We start from the raw sequence: 24,183 nt of genomic DNA on the forward strand, positions 1-24,183 counted from the left end.
CACACCTCAAGAGAAGATATTCCCAACAAAACAAGCCCAATAGAAAGCCTTTAGTTAAAAAAACAAAGACAATCCGGCCTGATGGAAAGGCAGGCCGGATTCTATCCCTTTTCATTGAACTTTCGATGCTAGAGAAGCTCAGCAGCAGCTTTTCCTGCAAGCTAAAAGCCTATGCCACAGGCAAAAAAACTACCTATAGCGACCCAAACCCTCTATGGGCTTGGGATACCTCACATGACCTGCACTGCCCCCCCCAAGTCACTAGACGAAGTACTAGCAGAACGAAAAACAAAGAATAGTCGATTAGGACAGTGCGGAATTCTTCGCACGCTTGCGGTCACTTTCTTTCAAGTGACGTTTGCGCAAACGAATCGAGGTTGGGGTAATTTCTACCAACTCGTCGTCATCAATGAATTCCACCGCGTATTCCAACGACAAATCGATAGGAGGGGTGATTTTGATCGCATCTTCCTTGCCACTAACACGGAAGTTGGTCAGCTGCTTGGTACGTGTCGCATTCACCACCAGGTCGTTGTCTCGGCTGTGAATACCCACGATCATGCCTTCATACACAGGATCACCAGCTTTAACGAACATGCGGCCGCGGTCGTCGAGCTTGCCCAGTGCGTAGGTAAAGATTTCGCCATCATCCATCGAGATCAGCACGCCGTTTTTGCGGCCACCGATTTCACCGGCATAAGCTTCGTAGCTGTCGAAGATGTTGGAGATCAAGCCCGAGCCACGTGTCAAGTTCAAGAACTCGTTGGTGAAACCAATCAGACCACGGGCAGGAATGCGGTATTCCAGACGCACACGGCCACGGCCATCGGATTCCATGTTAACCAGCTCGCCTTTACGCTCACCCAAAGCTTGCATCACGCCGCCTTGGTGGCCTTCTTCGATATCAGCCGTCACCATTTCGAATGGTTCATGGGTTTCGCCATTGACTTCACGGAACACCACGCGTGGCTTAGACACTGCCAGCTCGTAGCCTTCACGACGCATTTCTTCCAGCAAGATGGTCAAGTGCAACTCACCACGACCAGACACTTCAAAAATACCGTCTTCGTCGGTTTCTTTAACGCGCAAAGCGACGTTGGAACGCAATTCTTTTTGCAAACGGTCCCAAATTTGGCGGCTGGTGACGAACTTGCCTTCACGACCAGCCAATGGGCTGGTGTTCACGCAGAAATTCATGGTCAAAGTTGGCTCGTCGATTTTCAACATTGGCATTGGCTGTGGATTGGCCACGTCGGTGATGGTTTCACCGATGCCGATGTTTTCAATACCATTGACCAGCACGATGTCGCTAGGGCCTGCTTCAGTGGCTTGCACGCGCTCCAGCCCCTGGAAGGTCAGCACCTGATTGACACGGCCTTTGTAAGTGCCACCGTCCACGCCTTTGGCAACCAGCACGTCCATGCCGGGCTTCAAGGTGCCTTGGGTAATACGGCCCACACCGATACGGCCAACGAACGTGGAGTAATCCAACGCTGAGATTTGCAATTGCAAAGGCGCAGTTGCATCGCCTTTGACAGATGGCACATGGCGCAAGATGGTGTCAAACAAAGGCGCCATGTCAGTGCCCCATTTTTCACCTGGCTCGCCCTCTTCCAGCGACGACCAGCCGTTGATACCGGAGGCATACACCACAGGGAAGTCCAACTGCTCGTCAGTCGCACCCAGTTTGTCGAACAGATCGAACGCGGCATTGACCACTTTGTCTGGGTTCGCGCCTGGCTTGTCCACTTTGTTGACGACCACGATGGGCTTCAGACCTAAGGCCAAGGCTTTCTTGGTCACAAAACGCGTTTGTGGCATTGGACCTTCTTGGGCGTCGATCAACAACACCACGCCGTCCACCATAGACAGCGCACGTTCCACTTCACCACCGAAGTCCGCGTGACCGGGTGTGTCGAGGATGTTGATGTGGGTGCCATTCCAGTTGACCGCACAGTTTTTGGCCAAAATCGTGATGCCGCGCTCACGTTCAATAGCGTGGTTATCCATCACGGTGTCGACCACTTTTTCGTGCTCTTCAAACGTGCCGCTTTGGCGCAGCAATTGGTCAACCATGGTGGTCTTACCATGGTCAACGTGGGCAATGATGGCTATGTTGCGAATTTCTTTAGTCATGGTCGTCTTTGGAAAAATCTAAAAATCGGAGGGATTCAGGTATTTAGCAAGCTCTGGGCCTGCACCAATGTTTGCTGTATCTCAATGGGGCTGAGCAAACGGTCTGGGATGAGTTCGCCGGTTTGCACATGGGCAACTCCCAGCAAGGCCCTGGGTGCGATACCGAATACGGCAGCCGATGGCATATCAGGCCACGTGCCGCGTCTGCGCACACCACTGAGAAAGCGTCCCGCATCCGAGGCGTCCAATTCAATGGGCACATGATGCGACAAAAGTATTTCGGTTGGATGCAGCGCTGCCATGCGCTGTGCCTCAGGCATGGCCTCCAAGGCTTCCAGCGTGATGGCTTGATCGACATGCAGGCCGCCGGTCTCGACTCTGCGCAGCAAAGTCAAATGTCCGCCGCAACCCAGTGCATTGCCAATGTCTTCACCCAAAGTACGGATGTAAGTGCCTTTGGAGCATTGCACCAGCAAGCGCAGATAAGGCGCCTCGCCTTGCAACTCCATCTCCAGCAATTCCAGCTTATGAATCGTCACGTGGCGCGCTTCGCGCTCCACGCTCACGCCTTCACGGGCGTATTCATAAAGGGCTTTGCCGTCTTTTTTCAACGCGCTGTGCATCGGCGGGACTTGGGTGATCGGCCCCATAAAGGCATCGAGCACTTCCACCACCTGCCCTACGCTGCAATGCACGGGCCGCAGCTCAACCACCTCGCCTTCGGCATCGGCGGTAGTGGTGGTCACGCCCAATCGCACTACGGTTTCGTAGGTCTTGTCCGCTTCCAACTGCAGCTGGCTGAATTTCGTAGCCGCCCCAAAACACAGCGGCAAGATGCCGCTGGCCAATGGATCGAGCGTGCCGGTATGACCGGCTTTTTCGGCGCGCAGCAACCACTTGGCTTTTTGCAAAGCTTGGTTGCTGGAAAGCCCCAGAGGTTTATCGAGCAGCAACACCCCATGCACAGGGCGCCGCTGCACCCTGACACGGGTAGGCGCTGTCATTGGCTTACTCCGCTTCTTCTTTGCCGCGCGACTCGACCGCTTTGGCGATCAAAGCATTCATGTCAGCAGCCCGCTCAGGTGTGCGGTCAAAAATAAAGTGCAAAGTCGGCACAGTGTGAATGTGCAGACGCTTGAACAAGCCGTTGCGCAAAAAGCCTGCAGCCTGGTTCAAAGCGTCCACGGTTTCCTGCGCATCGCCCACCAAAATGCTCACGAACACTTTGGCATGGGCGTAGTCAGGCGTGACCTCCACGCTCTGAATGGTGACCATGCCCACGCGTGGGTCTTTCAATTCACGCGCGATCAAATCGCTCAGATCACGTTGAATTTGGTCGGCCACCCGGTAGCCGCGATTGATGGTGGGGTTCTTGCGATGCGTCGCCATAAATCACCTTGCCTGCACGCTTACAGCGTACGCGCAATCTCCTTGATTTCGAAGAATTCGAGCTGATCGCCTTCTTTGATATCGTTGTAGTTGCGCAGTTTGATACCACACTCGAACCCCTCACGCACTTCTTTGACATCGTCTTTGATGCGACGCAGCGATTCGACTTCGCCGGTGTAGACCACCACGTTGTCACGCAGCAAGCGGAAGTTCGAATGACGAGTAACAAAACCAGAGGTAATGTAGGAACCTGCCACCGTACCAATTTTCGAGGCCACGAACACGGTGCGAATTTCGGCCGAACCGATAACCTCTTCACGGCGCTCAGGAGCCAACATGCCGGACATCGCTGTTTTCAACTCGTCCACAGCGTCATAGATGATGCCGTAGTAACGGATGTCCACATCGTTGGACTCGGCCAGTTTGCGCGCGCCAGCGTCGGCACGGACGTTGAAACCGATCACGATACCGCCAGAGGCAATCGCCAAGTTGACGTCGGATTCGCTGATGCCACCCACGCCGGAGTACACCACCTGCACCTTGACCTCGTCGGTCGAGAGCTTGAGCAGCGACTGCGACAACGCTTCTTGCGAACCTTGCACGTCGGCCTTGATGAGGATTGGCAAAGTTTTGACTTCGCCAGCCGTCATATCGGCAAACATATTTTCCAGCTTGGCCGCTTGTTGCTTGGCCAGCTTGGTGTTGCGGAAGCGACCAGCGCGGTAAGTGGCGATTTCACGGGCACGGCGCTCATCACTCATGACCATGAAGTCATCACCAGCTTGTGGCACTTCGGTCAAACCTTGGATTTCCACCGGGATGGATGGACCGGCTGATTCCACGCGGGAGCCGTTTTCGTCCAGCATCGCACGTACACGGCCATAGGTTTGGCCAGCCAGCACGATATCGCCCACTTTAAGCGTACCGGACTGCACCAACACGGTGGCCACAGGGCCGCGGCCTTTGTCCAGCTGCGCTTCAATGACCAAACCTTTGGCCATCGCGTCCACCGGAGCCTTCAACTCCAGCACTTCGGCTTGCAACAATACTTGTTCGAGCAATTCATCAATGCCCATGCCGGTTTTAGACGACACAGCGATGAATGGCGAGTCACCACCGTACTCTTCTGGCACGACCGATTCGCTGACCAACTCGCCCTTGACCTTCTCAAAGTTGGCATCGGGTTTATCGGCCTTGGTGATCGCCACCACAATCGGCACACCAGCAGCTTTGGCGTGTTTAATCGCTTCTTTGGTCTGAGGCATCACCCCATCATCAGCAGCCACGACCAAAATCACGATATCAGTCGCCTGAGCACCACGCGCACGCATAGCCGTGAAAGCCTCGTGGCCCGGGGTATCTAGGAACGACACGATCCCGCGTGGAGTTTCCACATGGTAAGCACCAATATGCTGGGTAATACCACCGGCTTCGCCTGAAGCGACTTTAGTGCGACGGATGTAGTCCAACAACGAAGTTTTACCGTGATCCACGTGGCCCATGACGGTTACCACAGGAGCGCGTGTGACTTGCTCAGCTTGGTATTGTGTTGTTTCGACTTCAGTAAATGCTTCTGGATCATCCAGTGTGGCAGGAATGGCTTTATGGCCCATTTCTTCCACCACGATCATAGCTGTATCTTGATCGAGGGGTTGGTTGATCGTCACCATCTGCCCCATTTTCATCAAAGATTTGATGACTTCAGAAGCCTTGATCGCCATTTTGTGCGCCAACTCGGCCACGGTAATGGTTTCAGGCACATGCACATCCAGCACGCGCGCTTCAACAGGCTGCTGCGGCTCATTGCGGCGCTGGTCACGGCGATCACCACCGCGCTTACCACCTTTGCCACCAGCCTTCCAATTGTTACCTGCCCCCGAACGCCCTACGCTGGCTGTCGTATCGCCACGGGTCTTGATTTCCTTGCGGCGGCCATCATCGGATGTCCAGCTGGAGGAGAGATCGGAAGACTTGACTTCTTTGACTTTGGCCCCTGCACCAGCAGTTGCGGAGGCGCCGCCTTTTTTCTTATCTGTCGTTTCCGGCTTAGACAATGTACCTTTTTTTGCATCAGCCGCCGCAGCTGGTTCTTCAGGCTTCTTAGCCACCAGCACTTTGCGCGGAGCCGACATCATCGAGCGAATAGCGGCAGCTTCCGCCTCCGCCTTGCGGCGGCGAGCTTCCAAGTCTGTCGCACGCTTGGCTTCTTCAGCGGCGCGTGCCTTGGACTCTTCTTCCGCTTTACGTCTGCCTTCTTCTTGCTCTTTCAGGCGCTGGGCAGCACCATCCTTTTGCTCTTGCAAAACCTGTTTTTTCTCCGCTACTTCACGGGCCTTTTTCTGGGCCTCTTGGCGAGCATATTCCGCCGCACGCTCTTCGGCCTCACGCTCTTTGCGCTCACGCTCTTCGCGTTCAAGCCGCTCTTTGGCTAGCGCATCCTCCTGCTGGCGCAGGGACTCTGCGTTGCGCAATGCTTCTTCCTCGCGGCGCACCAACTCCTGGTCTTGCTGCTGGACTTCTTCAACCTCATGCACACTCGTATCCGCTTCTGGCGCGTCGGCCTCTGTTGCATCGTCACGTTTCACAAACGTGCGTTTTTTGCGTGTCACCACATTAATGGTGCGTGCTTTTCCAGTCGCATCGGACTGTTTGATAGCGCTGGTTGAACGCTTGGTCAGCGTGATTTTTCGGCGGTCATCAGCATGACCTGTCACACTCTTCAAATGATCCAAATAGCGCTGCTTATCGGCATCGCTCAACACTTCGTTCAACGATGATTTTTCAATGCCTGCATCTTTGAGTTGCTGCAACACCACTTCAGGTGCTTGCTTGATCTCTGCGGCGAATTCTGTAACGGTATTAGTCGACATAAATCTGCGATTGCCCTCCCTGATACTCAAGCCTGACCGGCCTGATCTTCGCCATCAAACCAATGTGCACGCGCCTTCATAATCAGCGCCGTTGCAGCCTGCTCATCCATCCCACCAATCTGCACCAACTCATCAGTTGCCAAATCGGCCAAATCGTCACGCGTCAACACTTCGTTTTCAGCCAATTTGGCTAACAAATCTGCATCCACGCCTTCCAAATCACGCAAATCTTGCGCCACCTGGGAAACACTTTGCTCTCGCGCAATGTCTTGGGTCAACAAGGCGTTCTTGGCACGTGCCCGCAACTCATTGACCGTATCCTCATCAAAATCCTCGATTTCAAGCATTTCTTGCAAAGGCACATACGCAACTTCTTCCAGCGTAGTAAATCCTTCAGCAATCAAGGAGTCAGCAATCTCTTGATCCACATCCAACTTCTGCATGAACAAATCACGAATTTGTCCATCTTCGCTGGCCTGCTTCTCTGCAGACTCATTCGGATCCATGATGTTGATCTTCCAGCCTGTCAAATCGGATGCCAAACGCACGTTTTGCCCACCACGCCCAATCGCATTGGCCAAATTCTCTTCATCGACCACCACATCCATGGAGTGCGATTCCTCATCCACATAAATGGATTGCACCTGGGCTGGAGACAATGCACCAATCACAAACTCAGCCGGATCTTCTGACCACAAGACCACGTCCACCTTCTCTCCAGCAAGCTCATTGGTTACCGCGTTGACGCGCGTAGCGCGCATCCCCACACTGGTGCCAATTGGATCGACACGCTGGTCATGTGAAACCACTGCAATCTTGGCGCGAGAACCCGCATCGCGTGCGCAGGACTTGATCTCGACCACCCCTTGACCAATTTCAGGCACCTCATTACGAAAGAGTTCAATCATGAATTCAGGCGCCGTGCGTGAAAGCTGAATAGCAGGGCCGCGCAACTCAGGATTCACTTCCATGATCATGGCCCGCACACGATCACCGCTACGCAGGTTCTCCTTAGGAATCATGTGGGAGCGACGCAGACGTGCCTCAATACGCCCACTTTCGACAATAGCATCGCCACCTTTATCGATACGCTTGATCGTGCCCGAAAAAATCTTCTCACCATGAGAGAGAAAATCATTGAGCAACATTTCACGCTCGGCCTCACGAATCTTCTGCAAGATCACTTGCTTCGCAGCCATTGCACCAATACGACCAATCGGAATAGACTCCACCGATTCTTCAATGTAATCACCCACTTGCAGTGCAGGATCGCGATCCTGCGCCTCCATCAGCAACTCTTCTGCATCAGGATTCTGCAACCCTGCATCATCAGGCACAACCAACCAACGGCGCGCAGTTTCATAGTTGCCACTATCGCGGTCAATATGAACCCGAATATCCACATCTTCCTTGTAGAGCTTCTTGGTGGCCTGAGCCAGCGCTTGCTCAATCGCACCAAAAACCACATCGCGCTCTACATTTTTTTCAAGTGAAATGGCATCCACCAGCATCAACAATTCGCGATTCATGAACAACTCCTGCAGCCCGCGGGCTCCTATTTCATCTATCTAATTAACCGCCACAGTCGCCACTAACACCACGAACGACCATCAGCACCTTGCGATGTCACTTGACCGATCGCCCCTTGAAACTCACGATAGGGGCCAAGCGCACCTCCTTCACCTCATCCAACGTAAAGCCCAAAGCCTGCGCTGGCGGCGGAACATATTTCTTACTCACTTTCTGGCCCGGTTTGCGTTCAGGCTCATCGACCCAAACCACCTGCCAGCCGTCACCTTGCTCCGCAGGAAACAACTCCCCGCGGAAACGTTTACGGTTGGCACTTACCTGACCTTGCGCCGCTGAACCAATAGGCATCTTCAGCACCACATCCACAACTTGCCCCGTAAAACGACGCAAATCCTTCTCATCACGAAGCAAACGATCAATTCCAGGAGATGAGACCTCCAGGCGAGCGTAGTCAGCGCCATCGACTTCCAGCGCAAACTGCAACTGGCGCGTAACTACTTCACAGTCTTCAACCGTAATCGGGCGCTGCACCTGCACAGCCTCCTCACTAGGATTCAACGCCGCTGCATCACCATCAGCAATCTGAGGTTCTTGCCAAGGGTGATCAATCGTGACACGCAGCAACCCTCCGGTAGAGCGCTCCACCTCCACCAGATCAAAACCCAGACCAGAAACAGTCTGCTCAATCACTTGCTGCAATGCCAAATCAAACCCCATTTCCAGCGGACGCCAAGCTAACGCCCACCCTAATTTGCAAAAACAAAAAAACAAAAACCCGCAGGCGGCGAAACCTCGGGTCAGCCAGTGCTTGCTACTGCACCACTACCAAACTGTTTGAAGAACACCCTGGCAAATCCAATCCCTTTCGCCCCTACCAATACGCAAAGCAGACAGATAGGAACAAAAAAGGCGGCCCCTATTGTCCGCCTCCCAGCCTAGTCATCGCCAGATTCAGTCAGTCGCCGCCATTGGCGGCACGCACCGAAAACGTATTTGGTCGAATGCAAAACACTTCGCATTGTAGCCGCAAACCACTTTTCAAGCAAAGACTCTCTTGGATGTTTCGTATAGGCGACACCTATCCCTCCCAAGTCTCTGCATGATATCCATCAACCCTTCACCTCCAGCAAAAACCTGCACGACATACTCCACGCCAAGTCTCGCCATAATGAATGCATTCACCACTTACAACACAGCAGCCACACGATGAGCATCCCCACCCCCGTAGAGCGCAAGCTGGCACACACCCGCACCGTATCTTTTCAAGGCTTTGAACGCAGCGATGGTCTCTGGGACATCGAAGCCGAGATGATGGACACCAAGCCATTTGCGTTTGATTTGAGCGATAGGCATCGCCTGGAGGCAGGACAACCTGTGCACCACATGCACATTCGCATCACCATTGACCACCGGCTGATCGTGCAAGACATACACACATCCATGCAAGCTTATCCACACTCAGTCTGCATAAAAGCCGATCAACATATGCGCAAAATGATTGGTTGCACAATGATGAAAGGCTGGCGCAAAAGTATCGAAACCCACCTTGGCGGCATTGAGGGCTGCACCCACATGCGCGAACTCCTGTTCAATATGGCCACAGCCGCATTTCAAACATTGGCCCCCAAAGCATTGGCAAGCTACCGCACGCCCTCCGAAAATCCAAACAGACCACCTCCTCCGCATTTAGGAGGCTGTATGACATGGGATTTCAAAGGCCCGACAGTCAAGGCAATTTACCCAGTCTATTTCGACTGGCCCAATCGCACCAAATGATGGTCGCATAAGTTCAGGATGCCAAGGCACGCAAATGCGCCAAAGCCTCGTCCACCTGATCGATTAGCACCAAACAAAAATCACCAGGCTGCAGTCGAGCCATAGCGTTATCGATAGCCAGCATTTCTCCGCGCACCTCTTGCATGTGCTTGATACGGTAGCCGGGCTCTTGACTCACGCGCTCAAAGCCTTCTCGCAGCAATGCCATCACCTCTCCATCGCCACGCCCACGTTGCGCGGCATCTTGGTAAATCACAGCCTCATCAAAGGCAGGCGCCAAAATACTGGTTTGCACGCGAATATCCTCGTCACGGCGATCCCCCGCGGCACTAATCACCAACACGCGCTTGCCCGCAGGTGTTGCCTCCACCACTTGCACCAAAGCCTTCATGGCATCAGGGTTGTGGCCATAGTCAGCCACCACAGTGGCGCCATTGATTTTGAAGGTATTGAACCGCCCCGGTGCATTGTCCGTATCGCTAGCAAAACTGGCCAATCCACGGCGAATGGTCTCTGAAGGCAAACCCAATGCCCATGCAGCAGCCACTGCGGCCATCACGTTCTGAACTTGGAAACCAATACGTCCATTGTTTGTAATAGGCACTTCAGCCAGAGGAATACTGTCGCGCCAAGCACCCTCAGTCGCAACAATGGCTTCACCCTCCACAAACACGCTGCGCTTGCCTTGCGAGCGATGGGTCGCCAATACAGGATGGTGCTTGTCCATTGAGAAGAAAATAGTCTCAGCAGCCGTTGTGCTTGCCATCGCAGCCACCAAAGGATCTTGCGCATTGAGTACCGCATAGCCTTTGGGTGAAATGTTACGCACAGTCACCCCTTTGACCTGAGCCAGTTCCTCCACAGTTTGGATGTAATTCATCCCCAAGTGGTCGCCCTCGCCAATATTGGTTACCACGGCCACTTGGCTTTGGTCAAACCCCAAACCTTCACGCAGCACACCTCCGCGTGCAACTTCCAGCACAGCAGCATCCACCTCCGGATGGAACAATACATTGCGCGCACTGCGCGGGCCACTGCAATCGCCACTCTCGATTTGTTTGCCGTTGATGTAAATCCCATCAGTATTGGTCATTCCCGTGGTAAGGCCATGCGCCATCAACAAATGCGCCAACAAACGTGAAGTCGTTGTCTTCCCATTTGTGCCAGTCACCGTAATCACAGGAATGCGTCCGTTGTTGCCCTTTTCAAACAGCATGTCAACCACATACTTGCCAATAGGGCGCGGCTGACCATACGAAGGCGCCAAGTGCATGCGCAAACCAGGTGCGGCATTGACCTCTACCACCCCGCCAGCCTGCTCTTCCAATGGCCGCTCCACGGTTTCGCACACCACATCCACACCACAAATATCCAACCCCACCATTTGCGCAGCGGCAATGGCGCTGGCTGCCACAGAAGGATGCACCGAATCCGTCACATCCGTCGCAGAACCGCCCGTACTGAGGTTGGCGTTGTGTCGCAAAACAACCTTCTGGCCTTTTTCAGGAATGGCATCTGGCGTAAGTTGCTGCAAGTCCAACTGCCCCAAAGCAATATCGTCGAGACGAATGCGGGTTAAGGAGGTAGCATGGCCATCACTGCGACGCGGATCCAGATTCACCATATCGACCAACTGGCGCACCGTGTGCTCACCATCGCCAATCACTTGTGGTGGCTCGCGCCGAGCCGCCGCTGCCAGACGATTACCCACCACCAACAAACGGTAATCATGGCCGGGCAAATACTTTTCCACCATCACCACACCGTACTTGGCTGCAGCACGGTAAGCAGCATCCAGCTCTGCACGGGTGTTGATATTGACCGTCACCCCTTTGCCCTGATTGCCATCTTGAGGCTTGGCTACAACAGGCAACCCCACTTCTTGGGCCACGATCCACGCATCATCGGGCGACTCCACCGGACGACCAAACGGCACAGGAACACCTGCAGCCATTAAAAGCTTTTTGGTGAGCTCCTTATCTTGCGCAATCGATTCAGCAACCGTGCTGGTGGCATCCACCTCTGCGGCCTGAATGCGGCGCTGCTTGGAGCCCCAACCAAACTGAACGAGCGAGCCGCGAGTGAGCCTGCGCATAGGAATACCCCGCGCCAAAGCCGCTTGGGCAATCGAGCCCGTACTGGGGCCAAGGCGCTCATGCTCATCCTTGTCTCGCAAGGCATGAATGACAGCCGCTGTATCAAAGGTCCGTCCATCCAATGCCGCACGCACCAAAGCCTCAGCATGCTCAATCGCCAAGCGCCCAACGGACTCTTCCTTGTACTCAACAATTACCTGAAAGACGCCCGCATCAGGCGTGGGCACTGTACGTGCAAAACCAATGGCGACCCCTGCTTCCTGCTGCAATACAGCTGCAGCAAACTGCAACACATGCGCCAAAGAGACTGGACCACTATCCTCTGCACCAGGAGTACCCACAGCAGGAAATAGTGCGCGCAAACGCGCTAAAAAGCCGTCCATCTGGTTGATATCCAACTCATCACTGGTGCACTGCACTGTGGTCAACATCGCTGTTTTACGAGTCCACAGATTAGGGCCACGCAAAGCACGGGTGCGCAAAATTTCCATGACTGACAACCTTTTGATATGCCTAGAGAATTCAAGACAGATACAGCACTGCCACTTTATGAGCCGCACCTACTGCATGACGCACTCACCATGTACGAACGGCGCGTCAAATTGAATTCATCCAACAAAAATGCGAAAAAATATAGACCGAACCGCCTTTACTACACTCAATGGGCCATCAACACATGGCCACGCATCCCAAAGCGATTCCAATCAAACCTCATGCTTATTCCACCACCCGATTCACTGGCTGCACCCCTGGCAACCGCGGATCAAATGTACGAATGCCAGCACCAATGAGTTCTGGCGCAGTCCCCATGGCCCAAGCAATCGCAGTACTGGCAAGCAACTGCGTAGGCTGCAACCCCAAGGTGCAAGCATGCTGACTCAAGGCCTGCCAGCCCTCAATGCATTCACTGCCGGACTCACTCCACAACTCAATCGCATCACCGCGCACCAACACCCAACGCGACCCCGCAGCACTATCCAGAGCAGCTGCGTCCTCACCATCGTCTTTACCCTGCTCTGTTTTATCGCGTGCCTGTTGCGCTTGCTGCGCCTTCCAACGCGCAAAAGCCTCCGCATCGGTGGCATAAAACACCACACCGCCATCACTCAAGCGCGCCAAATCAGCCACTTGCGCATCGTCTGCATTGAGAATGGCCACACCACTGGATAACACCACGTCCACTTGGGTGCGTAACACGCGGGTCATCTGGTCTTTTTCCTGAATATCAAAATCGACCAATTCTTCATGCCCCGCCATGTCAGAAACGACACCGATATGGCAGCGGTCGTAGGACAAGCCCTCGGCCAAAATGCTCCGAGGGCTGTTTTCAATCACAGCGACCTCAATCTGCTGATTCATCAGCAAACGGTTGCCAGCCTCCCAATGGTCACTCTGGCGTCTATCCACGCAGCGCTTATCCAGAAAAATCCCTTGGCGACACGCCACCCCCGTGTGCTTGCCCGATAAATGCAAGAGCCAAGCCACTAGACGCGCAATGCCAGTTGTGCCATGGCGCCCTGAAATTCCAATAATCGGGATACGACCAGCCGCATCAACCCCATCTTGCACAGCGGGGACTGGAAATAGATGTTCCACAATCGCCTGCCCCACCGGCTGAGGCGACCCCACAGCAGGTTTCAGGTGCATTAACAACCCCGGCCCTGCATTCACCTCAATAATCGCCCCACCTTGAGCGGCCAATGGCATAGCAATGTCTTGCGCCATCACATCCACGCCCGCAATATCCAATCCCACCACTTTGGCCGCCAAAGCCGCTGCCTCAGCCGTTTCGGGATGCACATCGTCGGTGCAATCCACGACCAAAGTACTGCTACGCTGGATCAGCACCAGCTTACCGCTGGCGGGCACACTTTCAGGCGTCAACTCTTGCGCTTTGAGTTCATGCAAGATATCCGCTTGTCGCACATCCACGGGCTGCAAACGGAACGTGGTACTCAAATCATCAGGTACCGGCTTCACGGCTGAACTGTCTTTGGCTGCGATCTGGGGCTTTCTGCGCGGGTCACTGTTGACTTGCTTGTCAATCAGCTGCGCCACACTCGACTGACCATCGCCTGTGACCTTGAGTGATTCGCTTCGCGCTGCCGCAACCACCTTGCCACCAACTACTAATAGCCGATGCTCGTTGCCGGGCACCATACGCTCAACCATGACTTCGTAGCCGTGTGGCTCTGCTGCTGTCCAGGCGGCCTCCACCTCTGCCTGCGTGCGTAGATTCACGAATACGCCACGGTTGCGCGACGCATCCGAAGGTTTTACCACCACTGGCACACCAATATCTTGTGCAGCCTCCCATGCCTCTGCCGGGCTTTCTGCCACTTGCCACTCAGGCACCGGCACACCACAGATCTGGATCAAGGTCTTAGTCATATCCTTGTCGTTGGCGATTCCTTCGGCAATGGCACTGGTATTGGCCGTCTCGGTGGTCCAAATCCGCTTTTGCGCCGAACCATAGCCTAACTGCACCAAATTGCCGTCATTGAGCCGGAACGCCGGGATACGCCGCTCAAACGCAGCATCCACAATGGCTGCAGTACTCGGCCCCAAGTACCGCTCTTCGATCACCTCGCGAATAGCAGACACGGCAAGCGCCACATCAAAAGACTGGTCATTAATGGCCGCCATAATCAGACGATGCCCCTCGCGCAATGCCACGCGCGCAACCTGCTCATCCTTGGCGCGAAACACCATTCGATAAACGCCATATTGAGACGTGCTTCGTGTTTGCCCAAATGCCGTAGGCATGCCCGCCAAATTGAGCAACTCAATAATGATGTGCTCCAGGATGTGGCCTGGCCAGGTGCCTTCATCAAGGCGCATCAAAAAACCGCCACGCTCGCCTACACCGCAATGGTGCTCGACCAAGCCTGGCAACCATGTCTTCAGGCGCTCAGGAAATCCGGGGATTTTGTTGGAAGGATACTCTTCCAGCTCCCCCAAATCCAACCAGACCTCCAGTACCTCGCGGTATGTCCAAATACTGGGGCCACGCAGGTAGTTCACGCGCAATAGCGCAATATCCTTGAATGTGGGCATAGAGGGATCGAGACCTTCTCAGAAAAATAATTCAACGATCAAATTTGAAATTCGCAATTTTTTGTTTCAGCGGCCTTAAACAGGCCCCGAAAGGAATGCTTGAGGCCATTGCAAACAAACAGGCGAATTTTGGCACGTCTGGACTGGCCCGCTGACAGAAAAACCGTGTCAACAAAACCACAACGCTGCGCGTTCTTAAGGCCAAAGCCAGCCAGCAAAGGCCACTTTTTCATGGTGGCAAAGCGACTGTGCGATTGCTTGAAAACTTTATGCATTTATCGACCCATAACGCTGACGCTGATGGCAAGATACAGGCTAAAGGCAAAAATTAAAAATGACTTCTGCTTCATCGCTTTCCACCCCCATCGCGGCCAACCAAACACCACCAGAACCTGTACTGGCACAGGGTGAAAACGTCTTGTGCGCACTCTTCGTTGACTTGAGTGAAGACTTGCGCTTTAGTCAAGCCAAACTCGTGCTGACAGACAAAGCCCTGCTGAGCTGGCAACAAGGTCAAACCACCTGGCAACGCTGGCCAGTTGATGGACAGCACCAACTGCGCTTTTCTGAGCACGCAGGGCTGGTCACACTTAGCCTGCACACCCCAGCACAGCGTTTAGCAGTGTGGTACTTAACGCAACAAGGCAGCGTACAAACCCAACGGTTGGTCGAATGCTTTAAAGCCCATTTTCTAATGGACATGCAAAGCGCCTTGCGCGTGCAAGACATGTCCACTTGCTCAAGCTGTGGCGCTGCCCTGCCTTTGGATGACTCACACTGCACGGCTTGCGCTGAGAAAGACGAAGAAAAAGAAGTCTCCAGCTGGGTCTTATTGCGCTTGCTGCGTTTTGCAAAACCGTATCGCAAGCTTATCGCCTTGGGTTTTACACTGACACTGGCCTCCACTGCCGCTACGCTGGTGCCTCCGTACCTGACGATCCCGCTGATGGATGACATTCTCATCCCTTACCAATCGGGCGCTCCGATTGACCCACATCTCGTCTCCTTTTACCTCGGAGCCTTACTGGTTTCTGCCATCGTGGCCTGGATTTTGGGCTGGAGCCGCACCTACGTCCTGTCACTGGTATCAGAGCGCATCGGCTCTGATTTGCGCACCACGACCTTCAACCATCTGATGCGCCTGTCGCTGGACTATTTCAGCAACCGCCGCACGGGGGACTTGATCGCGCGTATCGGCTCTGAAACGGATCGCATCAACACATTCCTTTCGCTGCACGCACTGGATTTCGCAACGGATGTGATCATGATCGTGATGACTGCCATCATCTTGATCACTATTGATCCGACGCTGGCGTTGGCCGCCCTGCTTCCATTGCCGTTCATCTTCATTCTCATTCAGCGCGTGCGCGCAAAACTCAAAATAGGCTTTGAGCGTGCCACCCGTGTGTGGTCACAAGTCACCAACGTTTTGGCCGATGCTATTCCCGGTGTGCGCGTAGTGAAAGCATTTGCCCAAGAAAGCCGTGAAGAAGCGCGCTTTGCCGAAGCCAACAGAGTCAATTTAGAAGCCAATGACAAAGTCAACCGTGTCTGGTCGCTGTTTTCACCCACCGTCACTCTATTGACTGAAGTTGGCACCTTGGTGGTATGGGCATTCGGCATCTGGCTGGTTGCAAAAAACGGCATCACCGTTGGTGTGCTTACCGCTTTTATTGCCTATATCGGCCGCTTTTACACACGCCTTGACTCGATGAGCCGCATCGTCAACGTGACGCAACGCGCTGCCGCAGGGGCCAAGCGTATTTTCGATATTCTCGATCATGTTTCCACCGTGCCGGAGCCAGCCAAGCCTGTTGCAATGAACGATGTCCAAGGCCGCATCAGTCTGAAAAACTTGGGGTTTCGCTATGGCAGCCGCCAGGTATTGAAAAACCTCAACCTTGACATTCAACCAGGCGAAATGATCGGGCTGGTTGGGCACAGTGGCTCAGGCAAGTCCACCTTAGTGAACCTGATTTGCCGCTTTTACGATGTCAGTGAAGGCGCCATCCTGTGCGATGAAGTCGATATTAGGCAAATCGCTGTCTCAGACTACCGCCGCCACATTGGTTTGGTGCTTCAAGAGCCGTTTCTGTTTTTTGGTACCGTGGCAGAAAACATTGCCTACGGCAAGCCCGATGCGACAAGAGAAGAAATCATTGCCGCAGCACGGGCCGCACACGCACACGACTTCATCCTGCGCCTACCCCACGGCTACGACTCATTGGTTGGTGAACGCGGGCAAAGCCTCTCCGGTGGTGAGCGCCAGCGTATCAGTATTGCGCGCGCCTTGCTGATTGACCCGGCCATCCTCATCATGGACGAAGCCACCTCAGCGGTGGATACCGAAACTGAAAAAGAAATTCAAAAAGCACTGGACAACCTTGTACAAGGGCGCACCACCATTGCCGTAGCGCACCGCCTCTCAACATTGCGCAAGGCCAACCGTTTGGTGGTCATGGACCGTGGTGTCATCGTTGAGGTGGGCGGCCATCAAGAACTAATGGATAAACAAGGGGCCTATTGGAGGCTCTACCAAGCCCAGCAGCGTCGCAACGAACAACAAGACACGGAGATCCTCGCATGACAACCCCTGCACACCCGCACCTGCGCTATTTGCCTGAGCAGGTTGTTCTTCTGGGGCCCAATGCGACCGAAGAACAACTCACGCGTAATGCGCATGGACAATTGGTCCTAAGCATTCCGGGTGAAGCTGAGCCCACTGCCGTCCAGCCGGTTGTGGCTTTCGCGCTAACCGCACCGCGCCAGAGTATTTCTCTGGTGGACAACCGTGGTAAAGAGCGCGGCTATATTGAGCACCTGGACCAGCTCCCGCCCGCCTGTAAGGCTGCGGTTGAGCAAGCCTTGGCTCTGCGCGAATTCATTCCAACCATCACTGCCATCACGGCAGTTGACAGCTTTTCAACCCCTAGCATTTGGCACATTGAAACCGATCGCGGCAGTACCGAATTGCGGCTGCAAAGCGAAGACGACATCCGCAAACTCGGTGACGAAGGCAAAACCTTGCGTATCACTGATAAGAACAGCCTGCAATACCAGATCCCGGATATTGAAGCCTTACCCAAAGCTTCGCGTAAATTGCTGATTCGATTTATTTGATTGCAGCACCAAAACAGGGAGATTTATTCTTCTCGCGATCATGTGCACATCAACTGTGCATCCAAAGCCTCAACTGCGTATCGCCCACAACTGCAGCGATAGTCGACGAGATATTTCAAACAAAAAAAGAGCCGCCCACCACGGCGGCTCAAATGTCCTTGGAGTATCCGCTTGTAGGCGGCTGTAATGGTTATCCTGTCTCTTCCTTGCTTGAAGATGCTTCAAGCAAGGACAATGCCAGCTTTATCCTCGCTGGCCCGGCGGCTTAGAACTTGTGCACAATGCCGATACCGAATGTCTTGTCCTCGGCCGAGCGCACACGGACACCATTGACAGTTGAGCCGTTGAGCAATTCAGCTTCATCGTTGAGCGAGCCGTATGCTGCATAAACACGGGTACGCTTAGACAGCTTGTAGTTAGCAAACAGTTCGAAGGTTGTTGCATCTTCATAGGCCTTATTGGCGCTGTCAGTCAAACGTGCAGCTTGCAAGCCAACTGTGAAGTTTCCAAATGGAACTGCGGCGCCCAGACCAAAGCCCTTACCACCGGCTTTTGTCTCGCGCTGCGTGTACAAACCGCTGATCACAAAGCTCTTGAAGTCGTACTTGGCTCCTAACGCATAGCCAGTGCGATTGTCAGGAGCACTGCTCAACTTGGATTGAATGGCCGCACCCACAGTCAGGCCACCACCGCTGTAGCGCCCTGCCACTTGCAAAAAGTTTTTGTTGGGAGAGCCACCACGGTCATCTTTGAACACATAGGATACGCGTGCTTCAAAACCACCCATTTTTGGGGTTGCGTATTGGAACTGGCTGTTTTGACGAGAACCACCAAAGCTGCCATTAGCAGCCAAACCGACGTATTTCAAAGCGGAGGAGCCGTCTGCAGTATCGTTCAAATCAAACGTACCCATGATGCGGTTCTGCGCAGTAGTGGTGCGGCCCATCATCACACTACCAAAACCACCACTGACACCCACCCAAGCTTGGCGATTAAAGCTGCCGTTGCCCCCCACAGAGCCTGAACCCAAGTCAATCGTGCCTGACTCAAGGTTGAAATTCGCTTTGAGGCCGTTACCCAGGTCTTCAGAACCACGCACGCCCCAACGGGATGTACCGCTGTAGTTAGAAATAAAGCCTGTGTCATCCATGGTGTAACGCTGGCCAATGCCTGCATCAGCCTCACCATACAACACCACATTGGACTGTGCAGATGCACCACCAACCAAAGCGCTGAGCGCAGCTGCAGCTACCAATAATTTTTTCATAGTCGTCACTCCAAACAGATTTTGACTGCGCCCCACTATCGGACAGGGGGCTGCGTGGGTTGAGAAAAGCAAAAGGAGCTGTTTGAGCCCCTCGCCAAGCTGCGTCTGATCTCGCCTGCCCTATGCGGCTATTGCGCTACCAAGTCGTGCAGTGATGCGCATTGGAGCGTTTGTAAATGACAACTTGAAGACATTGATACGCAATGTCGCATCGCAACAACGTCAATTAACTGTCATAAATCGTGACAAAAGACTTACCTCGCATCACACACTGGTCAAATTCATCCTTCGCCTGTATGTGAGGCTCTAGGTGTGCTCAGGCACCATTCCACAGTCATGCAAATGCATTGCTGTGATGCAGATCCCTCACATGCATAGACATCCTCCTTCCTACTATTTGTCAGTACCGCATACATGACGCCCGTAGGTGGTTACGCTCCGTCCTTCTGCCCAAGTCTTGCCAGTACCAACAGACGCAATACCCCCACGTTGTTGCGTCTTGTTTCAGCACCTCACCGAGTGCAAAGACGGTATATTGCGCGCTTGGTACAGGCATGAAGGCCGGTTTGAAGTCATTGTTGTATTGCACGCCTGCATTGCATCCAACAGCCCGGCTTTAGACCGTATTCACGACTTCCCCCTAAAAAACCCACCACTTTTTTGTGTAGCCACCTTCCGCTGCACATGTGTTATGGATTAGATATTGATTGTTATGCGCGGTTTTTTGCAGCCACATCTACCTCAAACAGCCCCCAAGCCTGCTCATGCACGCTTGGCCGCCAAGGCTGCTGGATTGTTGACACTACTGAGTATCTGCTTGCACGCACAAGCACAAACTGTTGCGCTGCCTACTCCTCAAAATGGGATCTGGGTCGTTAAACAAGAAGCCGCGGCCAGTCCCAAGCGCAACCTCAGCATCGACGTTCAAGATGGCGTGCTATTGGCGCAAATCGCTGACTATGACAGCGACGGTAATCCGACATTCCAGGTCACTGCAGGCACCTTGCATGCGGATGCAGAGCAGCCCAACGCCATCAGCACCATGAAAGCCCCATTGCAACGCTATCGGGATGGCCGCTCCATTGGCGGACCCGCGCAAGCAGCCGTTTTGGATGGCAACGCTGGCGAAATTCGCTTGCGTTTTTCCAGCTCGTATGAAGGCACCGCAGAGTTCCCTGGCCAAGCACCTGTGGCCATTGAGCGCCTCCAACTCGACACCCGCAGGCTCGCCAATCCTGACGTGCAAACTGTTGATGCGTACACTGGCCACCTTCACCAAGTACAAGGCCCAGAAGACGTCTTGCGCGATTCAGCCTTTCATCTGCGTGTCATTCGTCAAGCGCCCAGCGGGCAAGTGCAGTTGCAATTGCGTGTCTCACAAGAGCGCATACCAGAACCCTTGACATGCGAGGCGGACTCCTCTTCGCCAGCACCTGACAACCAACCCGCGCTGCTTGCCGCACGTGAAACCCAATGGCACTGCACGGGCAATGCCACCAACGAGGACATTACTGCAGACTTGCGCATTCGCCTAGTGGCCAATGAAGTGGTTGGTCACCTCCAATACCACCGTACAAACTTGGCTGGCGCATCACAACAAGCCACCGCGCAGCTGCGCGGCATTCGGCGTTTCTATGAGACCAACAACGTACGAACAGGCGAGAGTCTGTACTACGCTTACTCTGCGACTGACGTGCAATACGTGGTGCCGCAAAGCGGCATCTGGGTTATCCCAGACGAGCTCAATGGCCAGCCAGGCCGCGGTTTTGCCATTGACGTAGATGGCGACACGCTTGTACTCGAAGTTTTTGGCTACGATGAGGCAGGCGATGCGACCTTCCATATCGGCACAAGCCCCTTTATTCCAGGCACCATCAGCCAAGTGCAGTTGCAGCAACCCAGCAGTACGCATTTGAAAAGCCCCGGAACAGCCAGTCTTTCATTTGACTCACTGACCTCCGGCACGATTGCGCTGCCCGGTGAACCTGCTCGCAAAATTGTGCGCTTTGCACTCAGTGGCCCGCCAGATGTGCGCAGCCTGCAAGGTCTATGGCGTTTCAACATCCCAGGCCGCGGCGCAATAAGCGTGCAGCTCAATACACTCAAAGACAATGCCATCGAATCTTCCGATGGCCTGTTCCGTTGTGAATTCGTCTCACCAGCCATCACGCAAGACGCTGGCGATACCCTATGCACCCAATACCCTGCCGCGCACGAGGCTGACCAGTCCCTGCGCCAATTTGTTTTTCAATGGCAGATGGATCTTTCCGACCTCTATGGACAATACTTCCATACTGACAGCGCCAAACGCGAGGGCACAGGCATCAGCCGAATCGCTTACCCGGGAAAAGACAACGCTGCACAAACCTATTTTGCGCAGGGCAGCGCCATCCATTTGCCACTGCGCACAGCGCCTTGAACTTCGACTTCACGCACTTTACGCACCGGCACGCGCGCAGCACCTCCATCAGGCTTGCGGCCGAATCATTTGGCATGTTGAAGGCTGAGCCAATGACTGGCCAGAAAATACCGCATCGGTACGGAAACCGTAGTTAGTCCCTTCCCAACCGGTCTTTACCAACTCCCCATCAACAGGGGCCACTGTATTGACCACTTGGGGAAGCAACAGTTGGTGGTCTTGCGCACGCATGGTCACACGCCCAATCACACTGTCGAACTCCATGGTCTCTAATGCACGGGCCACTTGCACCGTTTGTACACTGCCGGCCTTGTTGATGGCTGCGGCCAACAAGCGGGGAGTCAAATCAATCCGGGGGGCCAGAAATGGTTTGCCTGTTCGCTCTTGGTATGCAGCAGCAAGCTGATGCGCAGCATCTGTATTGGCTTGCCCAGGATGCCACTCAGCCACCCAAGTGAGCTTGCCTTTTTGAATCATCGACATCGCAGTGACCGTGCCTGGCATGCTACCTGCGCTGTGATTGAAGAAATGCCAGTCACGCCCAGCATCGCCAGCAGCACGCATGAGCAAGGTCAAATCTTGGCCCCAATTGCCTGTAATCAGCGCCGTTGCCCCTGTCTGAGCCACATTGCCCACATAAGGAGCAAAGTCTTTGACTTGCCCAATAGGGTGATAGACCTCTCCGGTGAACTGTATGTCAGGGCGCACTTGTGCCACCATCTTTCGCCCATAACTAGCCCATTGGCGTCCATGCGCATAGTCTTGATTGAGCAGGTAGATTTTTTGTACCTCGGACAACGTACCAATCACATTAGCCAAGGCCTGCATTTTCATGGTGGTGCTTGCCTCAGTCTGGAAATGCCAAAAACTGCAGGCCTTTCCTGTTAGTTCTGGATCAATCGAAGAATGGTTGAGCACCAGCAGCTCCTTACCAGGATTGCGGCGATTCCAACGCTCCACGGCCTGCACCAGCGAAGTCACAACCGAAGAGCCGGAGCCTCCAGTCACCACCGCTTTAGCGCCCTGATCAATCGCCGCCTGTAACACGCTTTGGCTCTCTTGTGCCGAGAGTTTGCTGTCAAACTGCAGCAGCTCCAATCGCGTACCGCCTAACACGCCTCCCTTGGCATTAATGTCTTCCACCGCAAATTGCAAATGGTTGAGCATGATCTCCCCCACATTAGCAAATGGCCCTGATAAGGGGTCGATGTAAGCCAGCTTATAGCTCTCTTGCGCATAAGTGCCTGGCACACCAACCAGCATTGCGGCAGCAGAGGCGATCAGTCCAATTTTTTTTACTTTCATTTTTGTCTCCTTGTATTGGTTGTAAAAAACATACTTTCCAGTTCTGTGCTGGATTAGCGGTAGTGGCCCATCTCTATGCCCTAAGAACGAGTTCAGGATCTCCACACAGTTGCGCAAAACTCAAGAAAAGAGGCAGTACAAGGCGCCTGTGGCCTCGCATACGCCTGTGTGCGCAAAACGGGCAACGCCACAATGCGCGTTGTTGAGTCTTGCCCTTGAGGTTGGAGTCCAAAAGTCGCGCTGCTGCGTAAAAAAATCCTCGCCGGGCAAATATCCCGTCTGCGTTTTTGCCGCGCATCGCATCCTTTTGAATCCCAATGCGATCTGCGTAGGGGTCGTAAACAGGTTCTAAGGCCGTGCATCCCATGATGCGCAAATACCGATCTTTACTCACCCTCCTCCTCACGCAGGCCGACAACACGCATGGCCAAGTCCGTCAGAACTTGGGCCAACTGCTCTTGCGTCAAACGTCCATCAGGCTGATACCAGGTGTATAAAAATCCGGGCAAACTGCATGCCGCCAACGCCGTGATCTTGGTGTCTTCAAAGTGCAATGCGCCCTCGCTTCTGGCTTGCTCCAGCAATGGGCACAACAAGGCGTAGAAATGGTTGGCTAATCGCGTTGTTGCTGCTAAGTAAGCACTGCTGTAGGCCTGCGGCTCTTTGTAAGGAAAGAAGGCACAGGGGTAATTGGCAATCGTGGCGCGAATCAAATCCCCGATACCTTGGCGAACCCGCTGCGCTGCGCACAAACCCGCATTTTCATCTCCATCCAAAACAGTGAAACACGCCACAGCGGGCTGCCACGACAGTGTCTCAAACAGCTCTTGCTTGTCGTGAAAGTAGTAATACACAAACGGCTTGGTCACCCCTAGCTGCTGTGCAATTTGGGCAATCGTGGTGTTGGCATAACCTTGCTCAGCAAACAGTCCGCTGGCCACTTTCAGAATGCGATCACGCTGCACATCCGTACTGGCAGTGGTTTTGCGCTGTCGTCCCGTCTTGGTAGATACCGCCCTGCGTTGTGGTTTTTTCAGGCGTAATGCCTTCTGCACAGGCGTTTGATTGCCTGCCTCATTCTTGGCCGATTTGTCTGCTTTCTGCAGTTTTTTCAACTGGCCAGCCTTTGGTGTCACCGATGTTATACCCATGGGTAGGATTGTTCAGGCAAACTGCCAAGATGACAAGACAGCCCTAGCTGCAAGATGCCAGAAAAGC

At 53.9% G+C, this 24,183-nt stretch carries 15 protein-coding genes; 4 read left to right on the top strand and 11 right to left on the bottom strand.

Annotated features, from left to right (window positions below):
- Positions 1-303: 303 nt before the first annotated feature.
- The 6 genes from typA to rimP form a co-directional block, all read right to left on the bottom strand.
- Positions 304-2,136, bottom strand: coding sequence for a translational GTPase TypA (typA, locus tag E9531_RS07690; protein WP_136573167.1), 1,833 nt, complete (start codon positions 2,134-2,136; stop codon positions 304-306).
- 35 nt (positions 2,137-2,171) lie between these two features.
- The gene (gene truB, locus E9531_RS07695; RefSeq protein WP_136573168.1) at positions 2,172-3,140 is read right to left on the bottom strand and encodes a tRNA pseudouridine(55) synthase TruB; all 969 of its coding nucleotides are present in this window, start codon (positions 3,138-3,140) and stop codon (positions 2,172-2,174) included.
- Between the two features lie 4 nt (positions 3,141-3,144).
- Positions 3,145-3,525 carry a 30S ribosome-binding factor RbfA gene (rbfA, locus tag E9531_RS07700; protein WP_136573169.1) on the bottom strand — a complete coding sequence of 127 codons (381 nt, stop codon included), beginning with the start codon at positions 3,523-3,525 and terminating at the stop codon, positions 3,145-3,147.
- A 20-nt stretch (positions 3,526-3,545) separates the two neighbouring features.
- Positions 3,546-6,395, bottom strand: a complete 2,850-nt coding sequence (gene infB, locus E9531_RS07705) for a translation initiation factor IF-2 (protein WP_136573170.1) — start codon at positions 6,393-6,395, stop codon at positions 3,546-3,548.
- Positions 6,396-6,421: 26 nt separating this feature from the next.
- Positions 6,422-7,924: a transcription termination factor NusA gene (nusA, locus tag E9531_RS07710; protein ID WP_136573171.1), complete on the bottom strand. Its 1,503-nt coding sequence runs from the start codon at positions 7,922-7,924 to the stop codon at positions 6,422-6,424.
- Positions 7,925-8,021: 97 nt separating this feature from the next.
- Positions 8,022-8,630, bottom strand: a complete 609-nt coding sequence (gene rimP, locus E9531_RS07715) for a ribosome maturation factor RimP (RefSeq protein WP_136573234.1) — start codon at positions 8,628-8,630, stop codon at positions 8,022-8,024.
- 501 nt (positions 8,631-9,131) lie between these two features.
- Between rimP and E9531_RS07720 the strand changes: the two genes are divergently transcribed.
- Positions 9,132-9,701 carry a DUF2889 domain-containing protein gene (locus E9531_RS07720; RefSeq protein ID WP_136573172.1) on the top strand — a complete coding sequence of 190 codons (570 nt, stop codon included), beginning with the start codon at positions 9,132-9,134 and terminating at the stop codon, positions 9,699-9,701.
- Between the two features lie 13 nt (positions 9,702-9,714).
- Here the strand turns inward: E9531_RS07720 and cphA are convergent, their stop codons facing one another.
- Positions 9,715-12,288 carry a cyanophycin synthetase gene (gene cphA / locus E9531_RS07725; protein WP_136573173.1) on the bottom strand — a complete coding sequence of 858 codons (2,574 nt, stop codon included), beginning with the start codon at positions 12,286-12,288 and terminating at the stop codon, positions 9,715-9,717.
- Between the two features lie 226 nt (positions 12,289-12,514).
- Entirely contained in the window at positions 12,515-14,854 is a 2,340-nt protein-coding gene (locus E9531_RS07730; protein ID WP_136573174.1) for a cyanophycin synthetase, read from the bottom strand.
- A gap of 334 nt (positions 14,855-15,188) precedes the next feature.
- Here E9531_RS07730 and E9531_RS07735 point away from each other — a divergent pair, with 334 nt between their 5' ends.
- Both E9531_RS07735 and E9531_RS07740 read left to right on the top strand, forming a co-directional pair.
- The gene (locus tag E9531_RS07735; RefSeq protein ID WP_136573175.1) at positions 15,189-17,441 is read left to right on the top strand and encodes a cyanophycin metabolism-associated ABC transporter; all 2,253 of its coding nucleotides are present in this window, start codon (positions 15,189-15,191) and stop codon (positions 17,439-17,441) included.
- Positions 17,438-17,974: a cyanophycin metabolism-associated DUF1854 family protein gene (locus E9531_RS07740; protein ID WP_136573176.1), complete on the top strand. Its 537-nt coding sequence runs from the start codon at positions 17,438-17,440 to the stop codon at positions 17,972-17,974. Before E9531_RS07735 ends, E9531_RS07740 begins: the two co-directional genes overlap by 4 nt.
- 265 nt (positions 17,975-18,239) lie before the next feature.
- On the opposite strand, the gene E9531_RS07745 is transcribed toward E9531_RS07740, so the two are convergent.
- Positions 18,240-19,241, bottom strand: a complete 1,002-nt coding sequence (locus E9531_RS07745; RefSeq protein ID WP_136573177.1) for a porin — start codon at positions 19,239-19,241, stop codon at positions 18,240-18,242.
- A 712-nt stretch (positions 19,242-19,953) separates the two neighbouring features.
- On the opposite strand from E9531_RS07745, the gene E9531_RS07750 reads away from it, so the two are divergent.
- Entirely contained in the window at positions 19,954-21,660 is a 1,707-nt protein-coding gene (locus E9531_RS07750) for a hypothetical protein (protein WP_136573178.1), read from the top strand.
- Positions 21,661-21,708: 48 nt separating this feature from the next.
- Here E9531_RS07750 and E9531_RS07755 read toward each other — a convergent pair whose 3' ends face one another.
- Positions 21,709-22,965, bottom strand: a complete 1,257-nt coding sequence (locus E9531_RS07755; protein ID WP_136573179.1) for a branched-chain amino acid ABC transporter substrate-binding protein — start codon at positions 22,963-22,965, stop codon at positions 21,709-21,711.
- Positions 22,966-23,351: 386 nt separating this feature from the next.
- Positions 23,352-24,116 carry a TetR/AcrR family transcriptional regulator gene (locus E9531_RS07760; RefSeq protein WP_136573180.1) on the bottom strand — a complete coding sequence of 255 codons (765 nt, stop codon included), beginning with the start codon at positions 24,114-24,116 and terminating at the stop codon, positions 23,352-23,354.
- Positions 24,117-24,183 lie beyond the last annotated feature (67 nt).

The organism is Lampropedia puyangensis (assembly GCF_004833285.1).
In the GTDB taxonomy this organism is placed as follows: Bacteria; Pseudomonadota; Gammaproteobacteria; order Burkholderiales; family Burkholderiaceae_C; genus Lampropedia; species Lampropedia puyangensis.

Coding starts and splice junctions, on each gene's coding strand:
- cphA (WP_136573173.1), bottom strand. CDS start 12,288: ATGGAAATTTTGCGCACCCGTGCTTTGCGTGGCCCTAATCTGTGGACT.
- E9531_RS07740 (WP_136573176.1), top strand. CDS start 17,438: ATGACAACCCCTGCACACCCGCACCTGCGCTATTTGCCTGAGCAGGTT.
- rbfA (WP_136573169.1), bottom strand. CDS start 3,525: ATGGCGACGCATCGCAAGAACCCCACCATCAATCGCGGCTACCGGGTG.
- E9531_RS07750 (WP_136573178.1), top strand. CDS start 19,954: ATGCGCGGTTTTTTGCAGCCACATCTACCTCAAACAGCCCCCAAGCCT.
- E9531_RS07730 (WP_136573174.1), bottom strand. CDS start 14,854: ATGCCCACATTCAAGGATATTGCGCTATTGCGCGTGAACTACCTGCGT.
- truB (WP_136573168.1), bottom strand. CDS start 3,140: ATGACAGCGCCTACCCGTGTCAGGGTGCAGCGGCGCCCTGTGCATGGG.
- E9531_RS07745 (WP_136573177.1), bottom strand. CDS start 19,241: ATGAAAAAATTATTGGTAGCTGCAGCTGCGCTCAGCGCTTTGGTTGGT.
- nusA (WP_136573171.1), bottom strand. CDS start 7,924: ATGAATCGCGAATTGTTGATGCTGGTGGATGCCATTTCACTTGAAAAA.
- E9531_RS07755 (WP_136573179.1), bottom strand. CDS start 22,965: ATGAAAGTAAAAAAAATTGGACTGATCGCCTCTGCTGCCGCAATGCTG.
- typA (WP_136573167.1), bottom strand. CDS start 2,136: ATGACTAAAGAAATTCGCAACATAGCCATCATTGCCCACGTTGACCAT.
- E9531_RS07735 (WP_136573175.1), top strand. CDS start 15,189: ATGACTTCTGCTTCATCGCTTTCCACCCCCATCGCGGCCAACCAAACA.
- infB (WP_136573170.1), bottom strand. CDS start 6,395: ATGTCGACTAATACCGTTACAGAATTCGCCGCAGAGATCAAGCAAGCA.
- E9531_RS07760 (WP_136573180.1), bottom strand. CDS start 24,116: ATGGGTATAACATCGGTGACACCAAAGGCTGGCCAGTTGAAAAAACTG.
- E9531_RS07720 (WP_136573172.1), top strand. CDS start 9,132: ATGAGCATCCCCACCCCCGTAGAGCGCAAGCTGGCACACACCCGCACC.